14 protein-coding genes are annotated in these 18,519 nt (G+C 66.6%); 12 read left to right on the top strand and 2 right to left on the bottom strand.

The window, feature by feature from the left end:
* Positions 1-197: 197 nt before the first annotated feature.
* Both METLW4_RS0115425 and METLW4_RS0115420 read left to right on the top strand, forming a co-directional pair.
* Positions 198-689 carry a GlcG/HbpS family heme-binding protein gene (locus METLW4_RS0115425; protein ID WP_018267128.1) on the top strand — a complete coding sequence of 164 codons (492 nt, stop codon included), beginning with the start codon at positions 198-200 and terminating at the stop codon, positions 687-689.
* A 177-nt stretch (positions 690-866) separates the two neighbouring features.
* The gene (locus METLW4_RS0115420) at positions 867-1,136 is read left to right on the top strand and encodes an usg protein (RefSeq protein WP_018267127.1); all 270 of its coding nucleotides are present in this window, start codon (positions 867-869) and stop codon (positions 1,134-1,136) included.
* 338 nt (positions 1,137-1,474) lie between these two features.
* On the opposite strand, the gene lpdA is transcribed toward METLW4_RS0115420, so the two are convergent.
* The gene (gene lpdA, locus METLW4_RS0115415) at positions 1,475-2,887 is read right to left on the bottom strand and encodes a dihydrolipoyl dehydrogenase (RefSeq protein ID WP_018267126.1); all 1,413 of its coding nucleotides are present in this window, start codon (positions 2,885-2,887) and stop codon (positions 1,475-1,477) included.
* Between the two features lie 105 nt (positions 2,888-2,992).
* Positions 2,993-4,210, bottom strand: a complete 1,218-nt coding sequence (locus METLW4_RS0115405; RefSeq protein ID WP_018267124.1) for a glycosyltransferase family 4 protein — start codon at positions 4,208-4,210, stop codon at positions 2,993-2,995.
* Positions 4,211-4,388: 178 nt separating this feature from the next.
* On the opposite strand from METLW4_RS0115405, the gene METLW4_RS0115400 reads away from it, so the two are divergent.
* The 10 genes from METLW4_RS0115400 to METLW4_RS0115350 all read left to right on the top strand — a co-directional run bounded on the left by METLW4_RS0115400 (position 4,389) and on the right by METLW4_RS0115350 (position 18,483).
* Positions 4,389-5,183 carry an alpha/beta hydrolase gene (locus tag METLW4_RS0115400; RefSeq protein ID WP_018267123.1) on the top strand — a complete coding sequence of 265 codons (795 nt, stop codon included), beginning with the start codon at positions 4,389-4,391 and terminating at the stop codon, positions 5,181-5,183.
* Positions 5,184-5,381: 198 nt separating this feature from the next.
* Positions 5,382-6,197: a cellulose biosynthesis protein BcsS gene (gene bcsS, locus METLW4_RS26570; protein ID WP_018267122.1), complete on the top strand. Its 816-nt coding sequence runs from the start codon at positions 5,382-5,384 to the stop codon at positions 6,195-6,197.
* Positions 6,198-6,263: 66 nt separating this feature from the next.
* The gene (gene bcsA / locus METLW4_RS25030; RefSeq protein WP_043332854.1) at positions 6,264-8,552 is read left to right on the top strand and encodes a UDP-forming cellulose synthase catalytic subunit; all 2,289 of its coding nucleotides are present in this window, start codon (positions 6,264-6,266) and stop codon (positions 8,550-8,552) included.
* A 42-nt stretch (positions 8,553-8,594) separates the two neighbouring features.
* On the top strand, positions 8,595-11,273 hold the full coding sequence (locus METLW4_RS0115380) for a cellulose biosynthesis cyclic di-GMP-binding regulatory protein BcsB (RefSeq protein WP_018267120.1): 2,679 nt from the start codon (positions 8,595-8,597) through the stop codon (positions 11,271-11,273).
* Positions 11,270-12,412: a glycosyl hydrolase family 8 gene (locus METLW4_RS0115375; protein WP_026191543.1), complete on the top strand. Its 1,143-nt coding sequence runs from the start codon at positions 11,270-11,272 to the stop codon at positions 12,410-12,412. The genes METLW4_RS0115380 and METLW4_RS0115375 overlap by 4 nt, the downstream gene beginning before the upstream one ends.
* The gene (locus METLW4_RS25025) at positions 12,397-14,490 is read left to right on the top strand and encodes a hypothetical protein (RefSeq protein WP_157235162.1); all 2,094 of its coding nucleotides are present in this window, start codon (positions 12,397-12,399) and stop codon (positions 14,488-14,490) included. Before METLW4_RS0115375 ends, METLW4_RS25025 begins: the two co-directional genes overlap by 16 nt.
* A gap of 22 nt (positions 14,491-14,512) precedes the next feature.
* Positions 14,513-15,496, top strand: coding sequence for a cellulose biosynthesis protein BcsN (gene bcsN / locus METLW4_RS25020; protein WP_018267118.1), 984 nt, complete (start codon positions 14,513-14,515; stop codon positions 15,494-15,496).
* 126 nt (positions 15,497-15,622) lie between these two features.
* Positions 15,623-16,786 (top strand): homoserine O-acetyltransferase MetX, encoded by a 1,164-nt coding sequence (gene metX / locus METLW4_RS0115365; RefSeq protein ID WP_157235437.1) that lies wholly within the window; start codon positions 15,623-15,625, stop codon positions 16,784-16,786.
* A 3-nt stretch (positions 16,787-16,789) separates the two neighbouring features.
* Positions 16,790-17,449, top strand: coding sequence for a methionine biosynthesis protein MetW (gene metW, locus METLW4_RS0115360; protein ID WP_018267116.1), 660 nt, complete (start codon positions 16,790-16,792; stop codon positions 17,447-17,449).
* Positions 17,450-17,781: 332 nt separating this feature from the next.
* Complete coding sequence (locus tag METLW4_RS0115350) at positions 17,782-18,483, top strand: Crp/Fnr family transcriptional regulator (RefSeq protein WP_018267114.1); 702 nt, start codon at positions 17,782-17,784, stop codon at positions 18,481-18,483.
* Positions 18,484-18,519 lie beyond the last annotated feature (36 nt).

Raw genomic sequence — 18,519 nt, 5'->3', positions numbered from 1 at the left:
CCGGGCGTTTCGTCCTGTCCCGCTCCTTCGTGGCGCCGATGCGCAAAGGGTTGGGCCGTGAACAGAAATATGCGCTCTCCGCCGGCCGCGCCACAACTTCGCGGCGATCGCGGGCGGCTTTCGGCGCAGTCCGCGCCTTGACGAGAACCTTTTGGCGTATTCTACTATAGTAGTTCTATAGATATTGGAGACAACAAATGCGCTTCCTCACGGCCGCCGCCGCTCTCGGCGCTCTCTTCCTCACTCTTTCCGGCGCCTCTGCGGCGGAGGGCGACAATAAGGGCGTGAAGCAGAAATTCTCCCTCACTTTGGACGGCGCCAAGAAGGCCGCCGCCGCCGCCGAGGCGGAAGCCGTCAAGAACGGCTGGAATGTGGTGATCGCCATCGTCGACGACGGCGGCAATCTCCTCTATCTGCAGCGCCTCGACGGCACGCAGGCCTCCTCCTCCGAGACGGCGACGCGCAAGGCGCGCACCTCGGCGCTGTTCAAGCGTCCGACCAAGGCGCTCGAGGACGCCGTCGCCGGCGGCCGCGTCGCTCTGCTGAGCCTGCCCAATGTCACCCCGCTCGAGGGCGGCGTGCCGCTCGTCTACAAGGGCGAGATCATCGGCGCGATCGGCGTTTCCGGCGCGACCTCGCAGCAGGACGCGCAAGTCGCGAAAACCGGCGCGGACACTCTCACGCAGTGAGTTTCGCACGCGAGGACGTCCGCGCTCCCCGATTTTTCGGAGCGCGGACGCCCTTTCATCAGCACTCGCCCGCTCCTGCTGCTAGCGATTTGTTTTTAAAAGATTATTCGGCATTCGCCTTGCATGATGATCGCAGTCGAACCTATCGTTCTCATGCGATCGAAGAGGAGGCGTCTCATGGCGTCGCGCGAATTTCGCCGAATGCTCGAAGGCTATGGGCTGACCACGGCCAATATTTTCTACCGTCTGCCCGATCATCCCGCGATCATGCAGTCCTACATCTGGCAGGACTACGATCTGCAGCCCGAATTTCCGCAATTGCGGAAGTTTCTGGATTTTTGGCAGAGGAGCCTCGACGGACGGCTCCATTCGGTGCAAGTGGCGCATAGCGGGCTCATTCGCCCGGCGGAAATCTCCTTGGTGGACAAGGAGTTCCGTTTTCATTGACGCTCCGCGCTGTGGTCGTGAGCGATCGCAGCGCATTCATCCCGGATGAGGCGTTTTTTACCTCTGTCTGGATAGTTATCGAATGCGCGCATCCTTCTCACCCCCACGGCGTCTTGGCCGGGCTTGTCCCGGCCATCCGCGCCCGCGCGCGCCGAGGCGGCTCGAGAATTTGGCGTGTCGCCGAAACTCCGGCGGCGCGCGCTGGGGATGAAATACCGCCGACGGCTGGCGCTTTCCTTCGGTTTCTCGGCCGCTTGGCGTGGATGGCCGGGACAAGCCCGGCCAGGACGGGCGCAGTGTCTCGTGGCTTGGTTCTGCGTCCGCCGGGGCCCCGCCCTTCACAAATGGATCGAGCGCTTGGCGACGCCGAGCGCCGCTTCCTTTATCGCCTCCGACAGCGTCGGATGCGCGTGGCAGGTGCGGGCGAGATCTTCCGCCGCGCCGGAGAATTCCATCAGCACGCCGCCTTCGGCGATCAGCTCGCCGGCGTTCGAGCCGAGAATATGCACGCCGATCACGCGATCGGTGGCGGCGTCGGCCAGCACTTTGACGAATCCCTCCGTCTGCCGATTGGCGCGCGCGCGGCCATTGGCGGAGAATGGGAATTTGCCGACATTATAGGCGATCCCCGCCGATTTCGCCTCTTCCTCGGTCAGGCCCACCCAGGCGATCTCCGGCATCGTATAGACCACAGAGGGAATGACCCCGTAATTCGCATGCCCCGCCTGGCCGGCGAGGATTTCCGCCACGGCGACGCCCTCCTCCTCCGCCTTATGGGCGAGCATGGCGCCGCGCACCACATCGCCGATCGCGAAAATGCCCGGCACATTGGTGCGGAAATGATCGTCGATGACGACGCGTCCGCGCTCGGTGGCGACGCCCGTCTCCTCGAGGCCGAGGCCCGCCGTATAGGGAATGCGCCCGGTGGCGATCAGCACGGCGTCCGCGGTGATCGGCGTGCCGCCGCCGCCCTTGGTGGAGGCGTAGGAGACGGAGACGCCCTCCGGCGTCTTGTCGATTTTCGTGACCTTGGCGGCGAGATGGAAGGAGAAGCCCTGCTTCTCGAGAATCTTCTGGAAGCGGGTCGCGACCTCGGCGTCGGCGCCCGGCAATATGCGGTCGAGATATTCGATCACCGTCACCTGCGCGCCGAGCCGCCGCCAGACCGAGCCGAGCTCGAGGCCGATGACGCCCGCGCCGACGACGACGAGATGCTTCGGAACCGATTCGAGCTCCAGCGCCCCGGTGGAGGAGAGAATCGTCTTCTCGTCGAAGGCGATTTCCTTGCCGTCGACATCGCGCAGCGGCGCCACGGCGGAGCCGGTCGCTATGACGATATATTGCGATTCGAGAATTTGCGTCGCGCCGTTCTCGTCCGTCACCTCGACGCGGCCGGCGCCGAGAATGCGGCCGGCGCCATGGTAGGAATCGATCTTGTTCTTCTTGAACAGAAAGGCGACGCCGCCGACATTGGCCGCCACCGTATCGGCCTTGTGCTTCATCATTTTCTCGAGATCGAGCCGCGGCGGCTCGACGATCACGCCGAGATCGGAAAGGCCGTGGCCCGCCTCCTCGAACATGTGCGAGGCGTGCAGCAGCGCCTTGGAGGGGATGCAGCCGACATTGCCGCAAGTGCCGCCATGGGTCGCGCGCTTCTCGACGACGGCGGTCTTGAGGCCGAGCTGCGCCGCGCGAATCGCGCAGACATAGCCGCCCGGCCCCGTGCCGATGACGATGAGATCATATGCCATCCGCCAACTCCTTTGTCGCGCTGCGATCGATCGCTAGATAGCTTTTATGCAAGGAGAATATCCGCTTCGCAGGGGTGAGGTCGAACCATTTCTTCCGCGCGCGCGTCATGCGCCCGCAGATTGCGGCGCAAGCAGCCGCTCATAGGCGTCCAGCGTCGCGGCGCACATGCGCTCCACGGAAAAATGCGTCTGCGCATGGAGCCGCGCGCGCGCCGTCAGCCCCTCGCGGGCGGAGGGGCGCAGCTCCAGCGCCTCGCGAATCGCGCGGGCCAGCGCGGCGGAATCGCCCGGCGGCGCGCGCCAGCCGGTGCAATCGGCCGCGTCCACTTGCGGCGGGGCGAGCACGGTTTCGACCGCAGCGCCGATGTCCGAGACGACGATCGGCGCGCCCATGGCCTGCGCCTCTATGGCGACGCGGCCGAAGGCCTCCGGCGTCGTCGAGGGCGCGACGGCGACGGCGGCGGCGAGATAGGCTGCCGGCATATCGGCGCAATGGCCGGTCGCGCGCACGATTCCGACGAGGCCGGCGCGCGCGATATGCGCCTCCAGCTCGGCGCGGAAGCCGGCGTTCGGCGCGTCTCCCGCCAGAATGAAGCGCACATCGGCAAAACCTTCGGCGACGAGCAGCTTTGCCGCCTCGATCAGCGTCCCATGGCCCTTGCGCGCGGAGAGCCGCGCCGGCAGCAGCACGACGCGCTCGTGCCGCGCCACGCCCCAGGAGGAGCGCACGCGCTCCACGCGGGCGGGCTCGACGGCGAAAGGCGAGAAGGCGCGCAGATCGAGACCGCGCGCGATGACGACGATGCGCTGCGTCGCCTGCGGATAGAGCTCGGCGATATGACAGGCGGTGAAACGCGAGTTGGCGATGACGAGATCGCCCGCCGCCATGATGGAATTATAGCGCTGCTTGATGGCGGAGGCGCCGCCATAGATGCTGTGATAGGTGGTGACGAAGCGCGCGCCGGCACGCCGCGCGGCGTGATGCGCGACCCAGGCGCAGGCGCGCGAGCGCGCATGCACGATATCGACGTTCTCCTCGCGCAGAATGCGGGCGAGACGGTAGGCGTTCAGCGCCATGGCGAGCGGGTTTTTCGTCGCGGCCGGAAACGGCAGCCATACGCCGCCCTTGGCTTGCAGCTCGCTGACCATGCGGCCGCCCTCCGAGGCGACGAGCGACCGCGCGCCGGCCATATGCAGCGCCTCGGCGATGTCGATCGTCGTGCGTTCGGCGCCGCCCGATTGGAGAGCCGGCACGATCTGCAGAACGGCGCGACCGGCGAGAGGACGGCTGGTCGAGGGGAAAGCGTGGAAATTCTCTAGCATGGAGCCAACCTGCCCAGTAAACGAGAACGTCGTCTTGGTCGAGAGGCGGGGGCCCTCTTCGCCCCAGAAATGGGCCGGCAATATGGCCCCTTTGGTCCCTGGATCGGACCATGTTACTGAGCAAGCGATGAAATTCCTTTAATTTTGCGGGTCGGCGCGCCCGCGCGGCGGGGAGACGATGGTTGTGGACGGCGTCGAGGAGGGACTGAGCTTCGTCGATCTTTCCCTCGCCGGGCGGGAGCCCTGGCGCATCGCCCGGCGCATTCGCGCGGCGCGCGGCGCGGGGGCGGAGCGTCCCGGCGTGATGCTGCTGGGCGGCTTCAAATCCGACATGCAGGGATCCAAGGCGACGCATCTCGACGCCTGGGCGGAGCGCGAGGGACGCGCTTTCGTCCGCTTCGATTATTCCGGCCATGGCGAATCGAGCGGCCGTTTCGAGGATGGAACGATCGGCGATTGGCTGGCGCAGAGCCTCGCGGTCTTCGAGGCTTCGACGCGCGGCCCGCAAATTCTCGTCGGAAGCTCGATGGGCGGCTGGCTCGCTCTGCTGATGGCGCGTCGACTCGTCGAGCAAGGCCGTCGTCCGCATGCTCTCGTGCTCATCGCGCCCGCGGTCGATTTCACCGAGGAGCTCATCTGGAAGAACGCCGACGACGTTATTCGTCGCGCGATTCTCGAGGAGGGCGCATGGATGCGTCCGTCGCCCTATTCGCCGGAGCCGACTCCGATCACGCGTCGGCTCATCGAGGAAGGACGCGCGCATCTCATGCTCGAGGATGTCATTCGCGTGAATGCGCCCGTGCATATAATGCAGGGAATGCGCGACGAGGATGTGCCCTATCGTCACGCGTTGCGGCTGATGGAATGTCTCGCCTGCGATCCTGTCGTGCTGACCTTGGTGATGGAAGGCGATCATCGTCTCTCGCGCAGCGAGGATCTCGCGCATCTCACAGCCACGATAGAGGCGCTCTGACAAATGCGCGTGAGCTGAGCAGTACCGCGCATTAGGCATAACGGCTTCTTTGCGAAGCGCGAAAGCATTCAATAAACATTGTCCCATTAACCTCCATTCTTAAGGAAGGCGCCATGTCAGGCGCTCTTGATCGAGAGACGCGAATGTTCGCGGACATTCCCGCGCGCGTCGCCCGATCGGGCCTGGGAATGAAGAGTCATGATGCTCTCGAGAACAGCTTTGCCGCTGGTGTTCTTCGCGGCGATTTGGTCGACGGCGCGCGCCGCCGATTGGTATACGGGCGTCCCTGCGCCGGAGGCGTCGGCGCCGCCGCCTCCGGCAACGCCTCAGCCGACGGTCTCCATCGATCTTTCCGTCGACGGCACGTCGCGCAGTTCCATCGCCGGCGCCGCTATCGGCAAGATCGCGCCCTTCGGCTCGCTGGCGGAGAGCGGACCGCGCATTCGCGTTTCCACCGTCATCGGCAAATACGCCTATGACGCCAGCGATCTGCCCGTCTATGTCCCCGTCGGCGCCGCTTTCATTCCGAGCAACACCGGCTATGGCCGCGTGCATGGAACGCTGGAGGACGGGTCCTTCATGGTCGGCTATGAGGTCGTCACCAATCAAGGCGGCGTCGCTCTCTATGTCGGCCCGGATGTAATGAATCACAGCCTGTCGCCTTTCGATCCGGGCAATCAGGTGCGCGGCGTTTCCGCCGGCGCCAAGGTCGGCGTCGAGGCTTTCGCGCGGCCGACCGACTCCACCATGATCGCGCTCATCGCCTATTATTCCACCGTGCATAATTCCTATTACACGCGGCTGAAGTTCGGCGTGGAGCTCGCCGATTATGTCTATGTCGGCCCGGAGGCGCTGGCGCTCGGCGATGATTATTTTTCGCAATGGCGCGCCGGCGCGCATCTCACCGGGCTGAAATTCGGCGCGCTGCAGATCGGCCTCTCCAGCGGCTATCTGCGGGATCGCGTGCGCGGCAGCGGCGCCTATGGAATTCTCGACACGCATATCGCTTTCTAAGTCTACCGCCGCAGATTTTTCTCCCCGTCGCCGTTTCGTTGTTCGTCTTTGCTCATGGGCGTCGCCATGTCTCTCTTGCGTTTTCTCTCCTTTCTCCTTCTCGGCGGCGTCGCCGTCGCTCTCGCCACACAGCCGGTGAGCGTGCAGGCGCAGCTGGCGACCAGCGTTTCGGTCATCTTCCTCCTCGCCCTTTTGTGGAAGTTCTCGCGCGGCGCGGAAGCGCGCCAGCTGTTCATCGCGCTCGCGCTCTTCGTGGTGCTGCGTTATGTCTATTGGCGCATCACCTCCACTCTGCCGCCGCTGTCCGATCCGGTCGGACTCACCTGCGGCTCCATATTGCTCGCCGCCGAGCTCTATTGCGTCGCGATGCTGCTTCTCACCCTCGTCGTCAACGCCGAGCCGCTGAAGCGCGAGCCGGCGCCGCAGATAGAGGATGACGCTCTGCCGATCGTCGATGTGCTGACGCCGAGCTATGACGAGGACCTCTCCATTCTCGCGACGACGCTCGCTGCGGCGAAATCCATGGATTATCCGGTCGATCGTCTGAATGTGTATCTGCTCGACGATGGCGGCACGGATCAAAAATGCGCGCATCCCGATCCCGCGATCGCGGAGCGCGCCCGCGCCCGCCGCGCCGCTCTGCAGGAGCTCTGCGCCGCGCTCGGCTGCTATTATCTGACCCGCGAGCGCAATGAGCACGCCAAGGCCGGCAATCTCAACGCGGCGCTGGAGCATGTCGATGGCGACATCGTCGTCGTGCTCGACGCCGATCATGCGCCGTTCCGCTCCTTCCTGCGCGAGACGATCGGCTATTTCTTCGAGGATGATCGGCTCTTCCTCGTGCAGACGCCGCATGTCTTCCTCAATCCTGATCCGATCGAGCAGAATCTGCGCACCTTCCGCCGCATGCCGTCCGAGAACGAGATGTTCTATGGCGTCACGCAGCGCGGATTGGACAAATGGAATGCGGCTTTCTTCTGCGGCTCTGCGGCGCTGCTGCGGCGCGCCGCGCTGGACGAGGCCGGCGGCTTCTCCGGCGTCTCCGTCACGGAAGATTGCGAGACCGCGCTGGAGCTGCATGCGCGCGGCTGGACCAGCGTCTATGTCGACAAGCCGCTCGTCGCCGGCTTGCAGCCCGACACTTTCGCCTCCTTCATCGGCCAGCGCGTGCGCTGGTGCAAGGGCATGCTGCAAATCTTCCTGCTGCGCAATCCGCTGCTGAAGCGCGGCCTCGAGCCGTTGCAGCGGCTCGGCTATCTGTCGAGCATGAGCTTCTGGTTCTTTCCTTTCCCGCGCCTCGTCTTCATGCTGGCGCCGCTCGCCTTCATTCTCTTCGATGTGAAGATCTTCGTCTCCAACATAGAAGAGGCGATCGCCTATACCGCGACCTATGTCGTCGTGAACGCCATGCTGCAGAATTATCTCTTCGGCAAGGTGCGCTGGCCCTGGGTGTCGGAGCTGTATGAATATTGCCAGGGCGTGTTTCTGTCCAAGGCCATCGTCTCGGTCTTTCTGCGGCCGCGCAGCCCTTCCTTCAACGTGACCGCCAAAGGCGCCGCGCCGACGCAGGATCGTCTCAGCGAGCTCGCCTGGCCCTTCTTCGCCATCTATGGGCTGCTCGCGCTCGGCGCCGGCGTCGCCGTCTATCGCTGCGTCGCGGAGCCCGGCGTGCGTCAGCTGATGTTCTTCGTCGGCCTGTGGAACATGTTCAATCTCGTCACCGCCGGCGTCGCGCTCGGCGCGGTGGCGGAACGCCGTCGCCGCGAGACGCATCCGCATCTTCTGGTGGAGCGGCGCGGCGCGCTCGCGCTCGGCGAGGAGCATGTTCGCGTCGCCATAGAGGAGGTCTCCGCCGGCGGCTGCCGCTTGCGCGCCGCCACCGATTCCGACGCCAAGGCGCTCGCCGCGGCGAAGGAGACGGAAGGGCGCCTCTATATCGACTCCATCGCCGACGCCGCGCGCCGTCCGAGCTTTTCCGCGCGCATCGTCGGCGTTGCGCCGGATGGACGCCGTCACATCGCCTTCGCGCTGTCGCAGCCGCAGGATCATCTCGCGCTCGCCGATCTGATGTATGGCGACGCGACCGCGCTCGAGCGCTTCCAGTCCGCGCGCCGCAAGCACAAGGGCATTATCGCCGGCACGGTGCAGTTTCTCTGGTGGGGCGTGATCGAGCCGCTGCGCGCCTTCGCCTATCTGCGCCCCCGCGCCAGCGAGGCCGCGTTGCGCGAGCCGCCGCCCTTCGCCGATCTCTCCAACCTCCTCGGCCGGCGTCCGCCGCGCCTGCGTCCGCCAACGGAAGCGAAAGCCCCGCGAGCGGCGGAGCGCGCGCCGTCTTCGAAGAACGAGAACGTCTGATCCTTTCCTCACAAAACATTCTCGCAAAAAAAGAGTGCCAAGATGCAGTTCCGAGTCCTCGCCCTTCTGCTCGCGACCACGACGGCGTTGACGCCGATCGCGGTCGGCGCCCAGGCGATCTTCACGACAGCGCCGCAAGAGCAGCTGTTTCATCTGAAAGTCGACAGGCCGAGGCCGGCGATTTCCGGCCTCCAGCCGATCATCCCCGCGCGCTTCGCCGCGCGCGAGACTGCCCGCATCGCCGCCGTGGAGCCGCCCGCCGCGTCGACGCCCGCGCCGTCGATCGCGCCTTCGCCGGCGCCGCAACCCGCGGCCGTCGCGCCGGTCGCGTCTCGGCCCGCCGTCGCCGGCGCCATGCTGCGGCATCTCACCAATAATATTCAGGGCTATCGCCTCGCCGGCGAGATCGGCTCTTCAGAGTGGCCGATCTATGTCACCGAGGCGCAGGCGTCGCGCCGTCTGCAATTTCGCATCGGCTATCTCGCCGCCGTTTCGGTGATGCCGGAGGCCTCCGCGCTCACTCTGACCATCAACGATCAGACGATCGGCGACACGCAGATTCGCGCGGTGCAGGAGGTGGAGACCATCGTCTTCGACATTCCGCCGGGCGTGATGCGGCCGGGCTTCAACTCCGTGCGCATCGCGACGAGCCAGCGTCATCGCGTCGATTGCTCGCTCGAGGCCACTTACGAATTATGGACGCAGATCGATCCGACCGAGACTGGCCTGGTGCTGCCGGAGGACGACGCCGGCGTCACCAGCATTTCCGATCTCGGCGCGCTGCCGCCGGATGAGCAAGGCGCGCTGCCGATCCGCGCCGTGCTCGGCGTCAACGCCAAATCTTTCGAGATCGAGCGCATGCTGCGCGCAGCGCAAGCGATCTCGCTCGCCGGCCGTTTCGAGCAGCCGGTCGTCGACGCCGGTCCTGCGGCGAGCGGACGTTACGGCGTCAATCTCTTCGTCGGTCCTGCGTCGGAGCTGGTCGGCCGCATCGATCTCTCGCGCGTCGGCCCCATAGACGAGCCGCGCGCCTTCGTGCTGCCGGCGGCGCCCGGCCGCAGAGCCAGCATCGTCGTGACCGGCGCGACTTCCGCGCAAGTGGATGAGGCGATCCGCCGTCTCTCTGTCTTGCCCGCGCCCAAGGGCTCGCCGCAAGGCTTGCGCGCATCGGCCGCATTTCCCGGCTATCGGCTCGACGGCGGACGCAAGGTGAAGCTGCGCGATCTCGGCGTCGCCAGCGAGGAGTTCACCGGCCATCTCTATCGCGCCGCCTTCAACATCGTCATGCCGCCGGATTTCTATGCGGCCGATTACGGCAATGCGCTGCTGCGTCTCGCCGGCGGCTATGCGGCGGGGCTCGACTCCAATGCGCAGATCGTCGTCAAGGTCGACGAGCGCACGGCGGTGAGCCTCAATCTTCTGAAGGCCGCGGGCGATGTCTTCCGCGACAATCCGCTGCCGTTGCCGCTCGGTTTTCTCAAGCCCGGCCTCAATCGCATCGAGATCGAGGCGCATGTGCCGACGCGTCAGGACGCCGATTGCGATCCGCTCGCGTCGATGCGCGCGGCCAAGCGATTCCTCTTCCTCGACGAGACGGAGATCGAGCTGCCGCCGATCGCGCGCATCGCGCGAATGCCCGATCTCGCGGTGACGGCGACCGGCGGCTTTCCTTATGCCGGCGCCAAGGGGCGGCCCAAGCTCTATATGCCGTCGCTCGACACGGATGCGGTGGGCGCGGCGGCGACGATCGTCGCGCATTTCGCCGTCGCCGCCGGACGGCCGATCGATTTCGAGATCGTCGATGCGCCGCCCGGCGAAGGGCAGGGGCCGACGCTCGCCGTGGCGCCGCTCGACTCCTTCGACGCCGCTCTGCTGCAACGTCTCGACATGCCCGCGGACACTCTGCGCGAGGCCTGGGGGCCGAATCTGACCGCCGATCGTCGCAAGGCGTCGGAGAAGCGGCTCTCGCCGCTCGAGATCGCCGCGCGCAATCGCTTCGTCCTGCAGCGCAATTTTCCCATGGCCTGCTATGCGCCGCGCAACATGCTCGACAAGACCATCACCGCGCAGGCGGGCGGCGCGGCCGCGGCGCCGACGCCCGGCGGCGAGCCGGAGCGCGTCGATTTCGCGCCCGTCGGCTCTGTGCGAAAAAGCATGGAGCGCGGCGAGGGCGAGCAGGATCTGCTGGAGGCCTGGCGCGACGATCTGCGCCGCGAGGGCCGCTGGGGCTATGGCGTCGTGGAGCGTTTGCGCGTCGCCGGCGTGTGGAGCGCGGCGCGCGTCGCCGACGCGGCGCAATGGCTGCGCGCGGGCTTCGAGGCGGAGGCGGCCGATCATGTCGCCACGCAGCAGGCCTCGCTGGCGATGAGCCAATCCATTCTCGGCGACACGGCCAAGGATGTCTGGACCGTGGTCACAGCGCCCAACGCCGCGACTCTGGCGGAAGCCTCCGCCTGTCTCGTCGATCCGCGCGTGTCGCGCCGCGTGCAGGGCCAGCTCGCCATGCTGGACATGAAGGACGCGAAAATGGTGGCGACTCCGGCGGAGAGCGCGCGCTTCATCGTCACGCGGCCGCTCTCCTTCGGCAATCTGAGGCTCATCGCCGCCGGATGGATGTCGCTGCATCCCGGCGTCTATGTCGGCCTCTCCATTCTCATCGCCGCGCTCTTCGCCGCTTCCACTCTGTGGCTGACGCGCAATATCGGAAGGAGCTCGAGATGAGAATTGCGTCTCTCGCCGCGCCCGTTCTCGCGGTCCTCGGCCTCGCCGTCGCTCTGGCGCCGGCGCCGGCGCGCGCCGAGCCCATAGCGGAGATCGCCGCGATCATCGGCGTTCCGCTGTCGCTCGATGCGCATAAGATCAAGCTCGGCGGCGCGCTGCGCGCGCCGGAGGCGTGGAGCGCCTATAAGAAGCGCTTCATCGCCGAGCAGGGCCGCGTCATCGACACGGCCAACGACCAGGTGAGCCACAGCGAGGGGCAGGGCTACGCCATGCTGCTCGCCGTCGCCGCCAATGACCGCGCCACATTCGATCGCCTGTGGGGCTGGACGCGCGCCAATCTCATGGTGCGCAATGACGAGCTGGTCGCCTGGCGCTTCGATCCGCAGCGCCGTCCCGCCGTCGGCGACATGAACAACGCCTCGGACGGCGATCTCCTCATCGCCTGGGCGCTGGCGGAGGCGGCGGAATATTGGGACGATCTGCCGTTTCGCATGGCGTCGCGGCGCATCGCCGTCGAGCTTTCGCGCAAGGCGGTCTTGTTCAAGACCAAGATGGGCGCGCTGCTGCTGCCGGCGGTCGCGGGCTTCAACGCCTCGGATCGTTCCGACGGGCCGGTGGTCAATCTCTCCTATTATGTCTTCCCGGCCCTGGCGCGGCTCGACAGCGTCGCGCCGGAAGTCGATTGGGCCGGCCTCACGCAGACAGGTCTCGATCTTTTGGAAGCGGCGCGGCCGACGCCGCAGGCTCTGCCCGCCGATTGGATCGCGCTCGAGGGCTGGCGCGCGCGGCCGGCCGAAGGCTTCGCGCCGGAGTTCGCCTATAACGCCGTGCGCATTCCGCTCTATCTCGCCTGGGCCGGCGTCGGCGAGCGCGCGCATTACGCGCCCTTCCTCGCCTGGGCGCAGCGCGCCAAGGAGGCGCCGCCGATCGTCGATGTCGCGTCCGGCAAGGAGGTCGGCCAGTTCGGCGGCAGCGGCATAGCGTCGATCGCCGCGCTCGTCGCCTGCGTCGTCGACGGCGCCAAGCTGCCCGCCGATTTCGCCGCGCCCAAAGCCAATGAAGATTATTACCCCGCCACTCTGCATCTGCTGGCGCTGCTCGCCGCGCAAATGAGGTATTCGTCGTGTCTCGCCAATTGAGAGCCCTTCTCCTCGCGGCCTGCGCCGTTTCCTTTGCGGCGGCTCCGCGCGCGCACGCCCAAGGCGCCGCGCCTCAATCCATTCTCGTCGCGCCGGCGCCCGCCGCCGCGGCGCCCGAAAAGCCCGATGATCTCGCGCTGCGCTATTACGCCTCGCTGGATCAGCGCGCGCGCGTGCGCGCCGAATTCTCGCGGCTGCGGCGGCTTTATCCCAATTTCGAGCCGCCGGCCGATCTCTACGGCCCGCGTCGCGGCGATGTCGACGAGGCGGGATTGTGGGAGCTGTTCTCGAGCGACAGGCTCGACGAATTGCGCGAGAACATCGCCGCGCGCCGCAAGGACATGCCCGGCTGGCGTCCGTCCGACGATCTGATGCAGAAGCTCAAACAGAAGGAGCAGCGCAATCAGATCTTCGCCTTCTGGCGCGAGGGGCGCTGGCTCGACATCGCCTCCTTCGCGCGCGACGGCCGCTTCTTCATCGCCAACGCCGATGTGGAGGCGCAATGGACGATCGCCGAGGCCTTTGCGCGCACCGGGCAGATCAATGAGGCGGTCGAGGTCTATAAGGCGATCTTCGCCTCCAATGAGGACAAGCACATTCGCCTCGCCACCATGCAGAAGGCGATGGCCACGCTGCGCATGAGCGATGTCGAGACGCTGCTGATCGAGGCGCGCAAGAGCTCGAAAGGGTCGGAAGACGAATTCGCCGAAGTGGCGATCGACATCACTCGCGCGCGCATCGTCGCCGTGCTGCGCGACGAGCGCAAGGACGATATCTCCGCCGACGAGCTGCAGCGCTTCGAGAATTTCGCCAAATTCACGCGCGAGCCGCAGCAGCTCGGCCTCGTCGCCTGGCTGCGATACAAGCGCCGCGATTTTCGTAACGCGCTCGAATCCTTCAAGGCGGCGATCGAGAATGGCGGCGACGCGATGATCGCGCATGGGCTCGCCCATACGCTGCGCGCGCTCGATCTGCGCCGCGAGGCGGAGGAGGTCTCCTACGCCTGGCGCGCGCCGCTGGTGAACAATGGCATTCTCTTTCTCGATCTGCTGGAGCGCGATCTCACCCAGGAGACGCCGCCCTATGTCGAGCCGGCGCGTCTCGCCCGCTATGCGGCGGTGACGATCGAATCGGCCTCCGGCGAAGGCGCGCAGGGGCTCGGCTGGTACGCCTATAATTCCTGCCAGTTCGATGTCGCGCGTTTCTGGTTCGAGCGCGCGGTCGCCTGGTTCCCGAAGGAGGCGACGCTCTACGGCTATGTGCTGACGCTGAAGCGCCTGCGCAAGGACCAGGAGGCGCTGGAGCTCATCAACCGCTATGACGGTCTGTTCCCCAAGCTCGTCGAGCTGCTGTTCCCGGATGATTATTATCATCCGCCCTTCCCCTGCGACTCGCGCGTCGCCGCCAAGGCGCATGGGCCGGCGGTGAAAATGGCCGGCTATGTGGTGCCGGGGCCGGCCGGGCCGGCGCTCGCCGCCGAGCGCGACCGCCTGCGCGTCGAGGCCGAGAAGAAGGAGGCGACGACGCCGGACGCCGCCAAGGTGGCGGCGCAGGAGCAGCAGCGCGAGCGCGTGCTGAAAGCCGCGCGCGGCAAATTCCCTCTGGCGGTGACGGCGGAAAATCCGCTGCGCTTCGCGCCGCTGCCGCTGGTCGCCGCGCGCTCGTCCTCCGCCCAGCCGGCGCCGGTCGCGGCCGCCGCCGTTCCGGTCGGCCTGCGGACGGAGCCGCTCGCCGGCAAGGCGCCGCTGGTGGCGCGGCGCGTGCCCGGCGTCGGACCCATGCCCTCGGAGCGCTACGGCTTCATCCTCTCGCCCGGCTGGAACGCCGTCGATCTGGCGAGCTGGCCGCCGGCCTCCGAGCAGGTCGCTCCGGCCGGCACGCAATGGGCCAATCAGGAGGCCGATCCGGCCTGGATCGGCCAGCAGAAGGCCGACGCCGCCACGCAGCTCACGGCCAGCGCCGCCGAGCATGTCGCCACCGCCATGGCGCCGCGCAATCGCTACGGCGCCGCGCCGCCGCCGCCCGATCTCGCCGCGGTGCTTTCATTGCCGTCGTCCAAGCAGAGCCAGTCCCGCTGAATTTCTTTTTCGGAGTTTCGTCATGAGCCGTTTCTCGAGACATTCGCCGCCGCTGCTGTTGCTCGCGCTCGGCCTTTCCGCCTGCTCCCCGACGCGCGGCATTCTCGCCGTCGATCCGACGCCGACCGGCGCCACAGCGGCGCCGCCGCCGGCGCAGGGCGTCGAGGCGCGCAGCGGCGCCGCCTCCATTCTGGCGCTGCCGGTGGAAGCGCGCGTGCGCGGCGGCCTCGAGGAGCGCCGCTACGCCAATGGCTGGCGCCAGAGCGTCGCGCTGGACCGCGCCCTTATGGGCAAGGGCTGGAACGAGCTGACCGTCGACATTCGCGCGGCCGCCGCCGGGAGCGGCCACGAGGGCGAGATCCCCATGGGCAAGCCCACCGAGGTCGGCGTGCGTCAGGAGCTGTCGCTGCGCTTTCCGACGACGCGCATGCGCATAATCGCCAAGCCGCTGCGCAATGAGCTCGGACCCTTCGGCCTCGCCGTGGGGCCGGGGTCGGAGGGAACGCGCTGCGCCTTCGCCTGGCAATGGGTCGATGATCTGCGCGCCGTCGCCCGGCCGGACGCCGCCGCGACGACCATCGTTCGCGGCGACGAGATTCCCGCCTCGATCCGCATGCGCCTCTGCCGCAAGGGCGTCACCGAGCAGCAATTCGCCGATTGGTTCTCACGGCTGCGCGCCACCGAGGCCGCCAATGTGGAGCGCGTCGTCGAGGCCGCCCGCAGCGGCGTCGATACGCCCGCGCCTTCGCCCGCCGCCGGCGAGCGGCCCGCGGCCCCGGCGACGGTGGCGAGCATCGCCGCCCCGGCCAAGCGGCCGCTGGTCCATAAGGCGAAGGTCAGGCCTCTCCATCGCCATGAGGAGACGACGACCGAGGTTCGCCGCTATAGCGAGCCGGCCAAATCGGTAGAGACCAAGCCGGTGGAGACCCGGGCCGCCGCGGTCCATTTCGATCCCGGCCTGCCGCCCCAGGCCTTCGCCGGCCCGCCCAAGCCCGCGGCGCGATGAGAGGCCGCGGACATGCGCCCTGAACGCTCGAGGTCTTGACACTCTCCTCTCGGCCGCCGATGTTGCCGAACAAATTGTTCGGCATATCGAACAGGAGAGAAGAATTTGGCCAATGCGCTTCCAGCCATAGAGACGTTGTCCTCTTCGGACCCGCTCAATGGGCGCATCGTCGAGTTCCCGCCGGACCAGCCGCTCCTCACCGACGGGGGGGGCTGCGTCGCGCCTTTGACGATCGCCTACCAGACCTATGGCGAGTTGAACGCCGAGCGTTCCAACGCCATTCTGCTGTGCCATGCGCTGACCGGCGACCAGCACGCCGCCAATGTGCATCCGCTGACCGGCAAGCCCGGCTGGTGGGATGTCATGGTCGGCCCCGGCAAGCCCTTCGACACCGAGCGCTATTTCATCGTCAGCTCCAATGTCGTCGGCGGCTGCCTCGGCACTTCCGGCCCATCCTCGATCGATCCCACGACGGGCCGGCCCTATGGGCTCGATTTTCCGGTCGTCACCATTCGCGACATGGTGCGCGCCCAGGCGATGCTGATCGATCATCTCGGGATAGACCAGCTCTTCTGCGTCGCCGGCGGCTCCATGGGCGGCATGCAGGTTCTGCAATGGGCGGCGAGCTATCCAGAGCGCGTCTTCTCCGCCATGCCGATCGCGACGGCGCCCAAGCATTCCTCGCAGAACATCGCCTTTCACGAGGTCGGCCGGCAGGCGGTGATGGCCGATCCCGATTGGCGCGGCGGGCGCTATCTCGAGCAGGGCGTGCGGCCGGAGAAGGGCCTCGCCGTGGCGCGCATGGCCGCGCATATCACCTATCTCTCGGAGCCGGCGCTGCAACGCAAGTTCGGCCGCAAGCTGCAGGATCGCGCGGCGCCCACCTTCTCCTTCGACGCGGATTTTCAGATCGAGAATTATCTGCGTCACCAGGGCATGGCCTTCGTCGATCGCTTCGACGCCAATTCCTATCTCTATGTCACGCGCGCCTGTGATTATTTCGATCTCGCGGCCGATTACGGCGGCTCGTTGGCGCAGGCGTTCAAGGGCACGAAGACGCGCTTTTGCGTCGTCTCCTTCAATACCGATTGGCTCTATCCGACCTCCGCCTCGCGCGCCATCGTGCATGCGCTCAACGCCGGCGGCGCCTCGGTCTCCTTCGTCGAGATCGACAGCGACAAGGGCCATGACGCTTTTCTCGTCTATGAGCCGGATTTCATCGCGACGACGCGCGGATTTCTGGAGGCGGCCGCCGCTGCGCGCGGCCTGCCGCGGGCCGAGGAGGCCTAGCCGATGAACGCTCCCATCTTTCCGCAGAGCGCGCAGCAGCGCCCCGTTCGTCTCGATCTCGCCGCCGTCGCGGCGATGGTCGCGCCGGGCAGCCGCGTGCTCGATGTCGGCTGCGGCGACGGCGCGCTGCTGCAATTGCTGGCCGACACCAAGCAGGTGGACGGACGCGGCGTGGAATTGTCGCAGCGCGGCGTCAATGACTGCGTGGCCAAAGGCTTGTCGGTGATTCAAGGCGACGCCGACACCGATCTGCGCGACTATCCGACCGACGGATTCGATTATGTGATTCTCTCGCAGACGCTGCAGGCGACGCATCATCCGCGTCAGGTGCTGGTCGACATGCTGCGCATCGGCCGGCGCGCGATCGTGTCCTTCCCCAATTTCGGCCATTGGAAAGTGCGGCTGTCGCTGCTCGCCAAGGGGCGCATGCCGCAGACCACGACTCTGGCGCACGCCTGGTACGACACGCCCAACATACATCTTTGCACGATCAGGGATTTCGTCGATCTCGTCGAAGCGCTCGGCGCGCATATCGAGCGCGGCGTGGCGCTGGATCACGCCGGCGCGCCCATCCGCGTGAACGCGCCCTGGTGGGTGTGGAATCTCTTCGGCGCGCAGGCGATCTTCCTGCTCGAGCGCGATGCGCCGAAAAAAATATCATGATTAGCTGCGAAAAATACTTAGGCGATTGAATCTCGCGGAGCTCGGCGTCTGCGCAATATTGCGCAGACGCCGAGCTCTCTCATTTTCATGCAGCGCTGCGCGAATAGCGAAAAGGCCAGAAATCAAAGGCGGATCGCGGCTTTTTACACGCGCGCGCGGCATTGGGGCGCGCGCTTCGTGCGACCTCCTGTCCGAGAGCGAGCGCTTTCCCAGGGGGAAGCTTCGCGGTAGATTGCCCGCAATGACCGACGAACGCGCCGATTTGCGCAAATAAAGTCGGCGACCGCGGGAGCGCGCTGATGCTGGAGCCGCCGTCTCTTCGAGGCGTGCCGATGTTCGCGACTGTCGATGCGCAGTCGATGCAGCGGCTCACCCGCGACGCGAAATTAGAACAGTTCGAAGACGGGCAGACGATTTTTCGTCAAGGCGATCGCGCGCTGCATGTGGCCATCGTGCTCGATGGATTCGTGAAGCTGACGCGCACCGCATCTTGCGGCGACGAGACTCTCATCAATATCTGCAATATCGGCGAGAGCCTCTATGAGGCGTTGAGCCCGGACGGCGAGAGCTACCGCGTCGGCGCGGAAGCGGTGGGGACGGCGCAGCTCATGAAGCTCTCCGCGCCGCGATTTCGCTACATGCTGCGCGAATCTCCGTCCCTCGCATCGGCGGTGATCGAGGAGACCGCGCGCAAGCTGTGCGGGCTCATCGGCGAGATCGAATCGCTCAAGGGCCAGACCGCCGAGCAGCGGCTCGCGCGTTTCCTGCTGACGCTGTGTCCGCCGAATGTCGAAAGCTGCAGCCTGCGCTTGCCCTATGACAAGCGGCTCATCGCCGCGCGGCTCGGCGTCAAGCAGGAGACATTGTCGCGCGCCTTCGCCAAGCTGCGCGAGATCGGCGTGCGCACCGAGACGCGCGACGTCACCATCGAGAATGTCGCGCGCCTCTCCAATGAGTGTTGCGGCGGCGAGCGCGAGCCCCCTCTGCCCTCCGAGCGGCGCGATCTGATCGAGAGCCGCGGCGCGCTCGCCTGAGCTTCGCCGCCAGGGCGCCTTGATTTCGGCCGCGCA

This window comes from Methylosinus sp. LW4 (assembly GCF_000379125.1).
Classification (GTDB): Bacteria; Pseudomonadota; Alphaproteobacteria; order Rhizobiales; family Beijerinckiaceae; genus Methylosinus.
The sequence above is the reverse complement of the archived record's forward strand: the minus strand, read 5'-3'. Positions and strand labels throughout refer to the sequence as shown.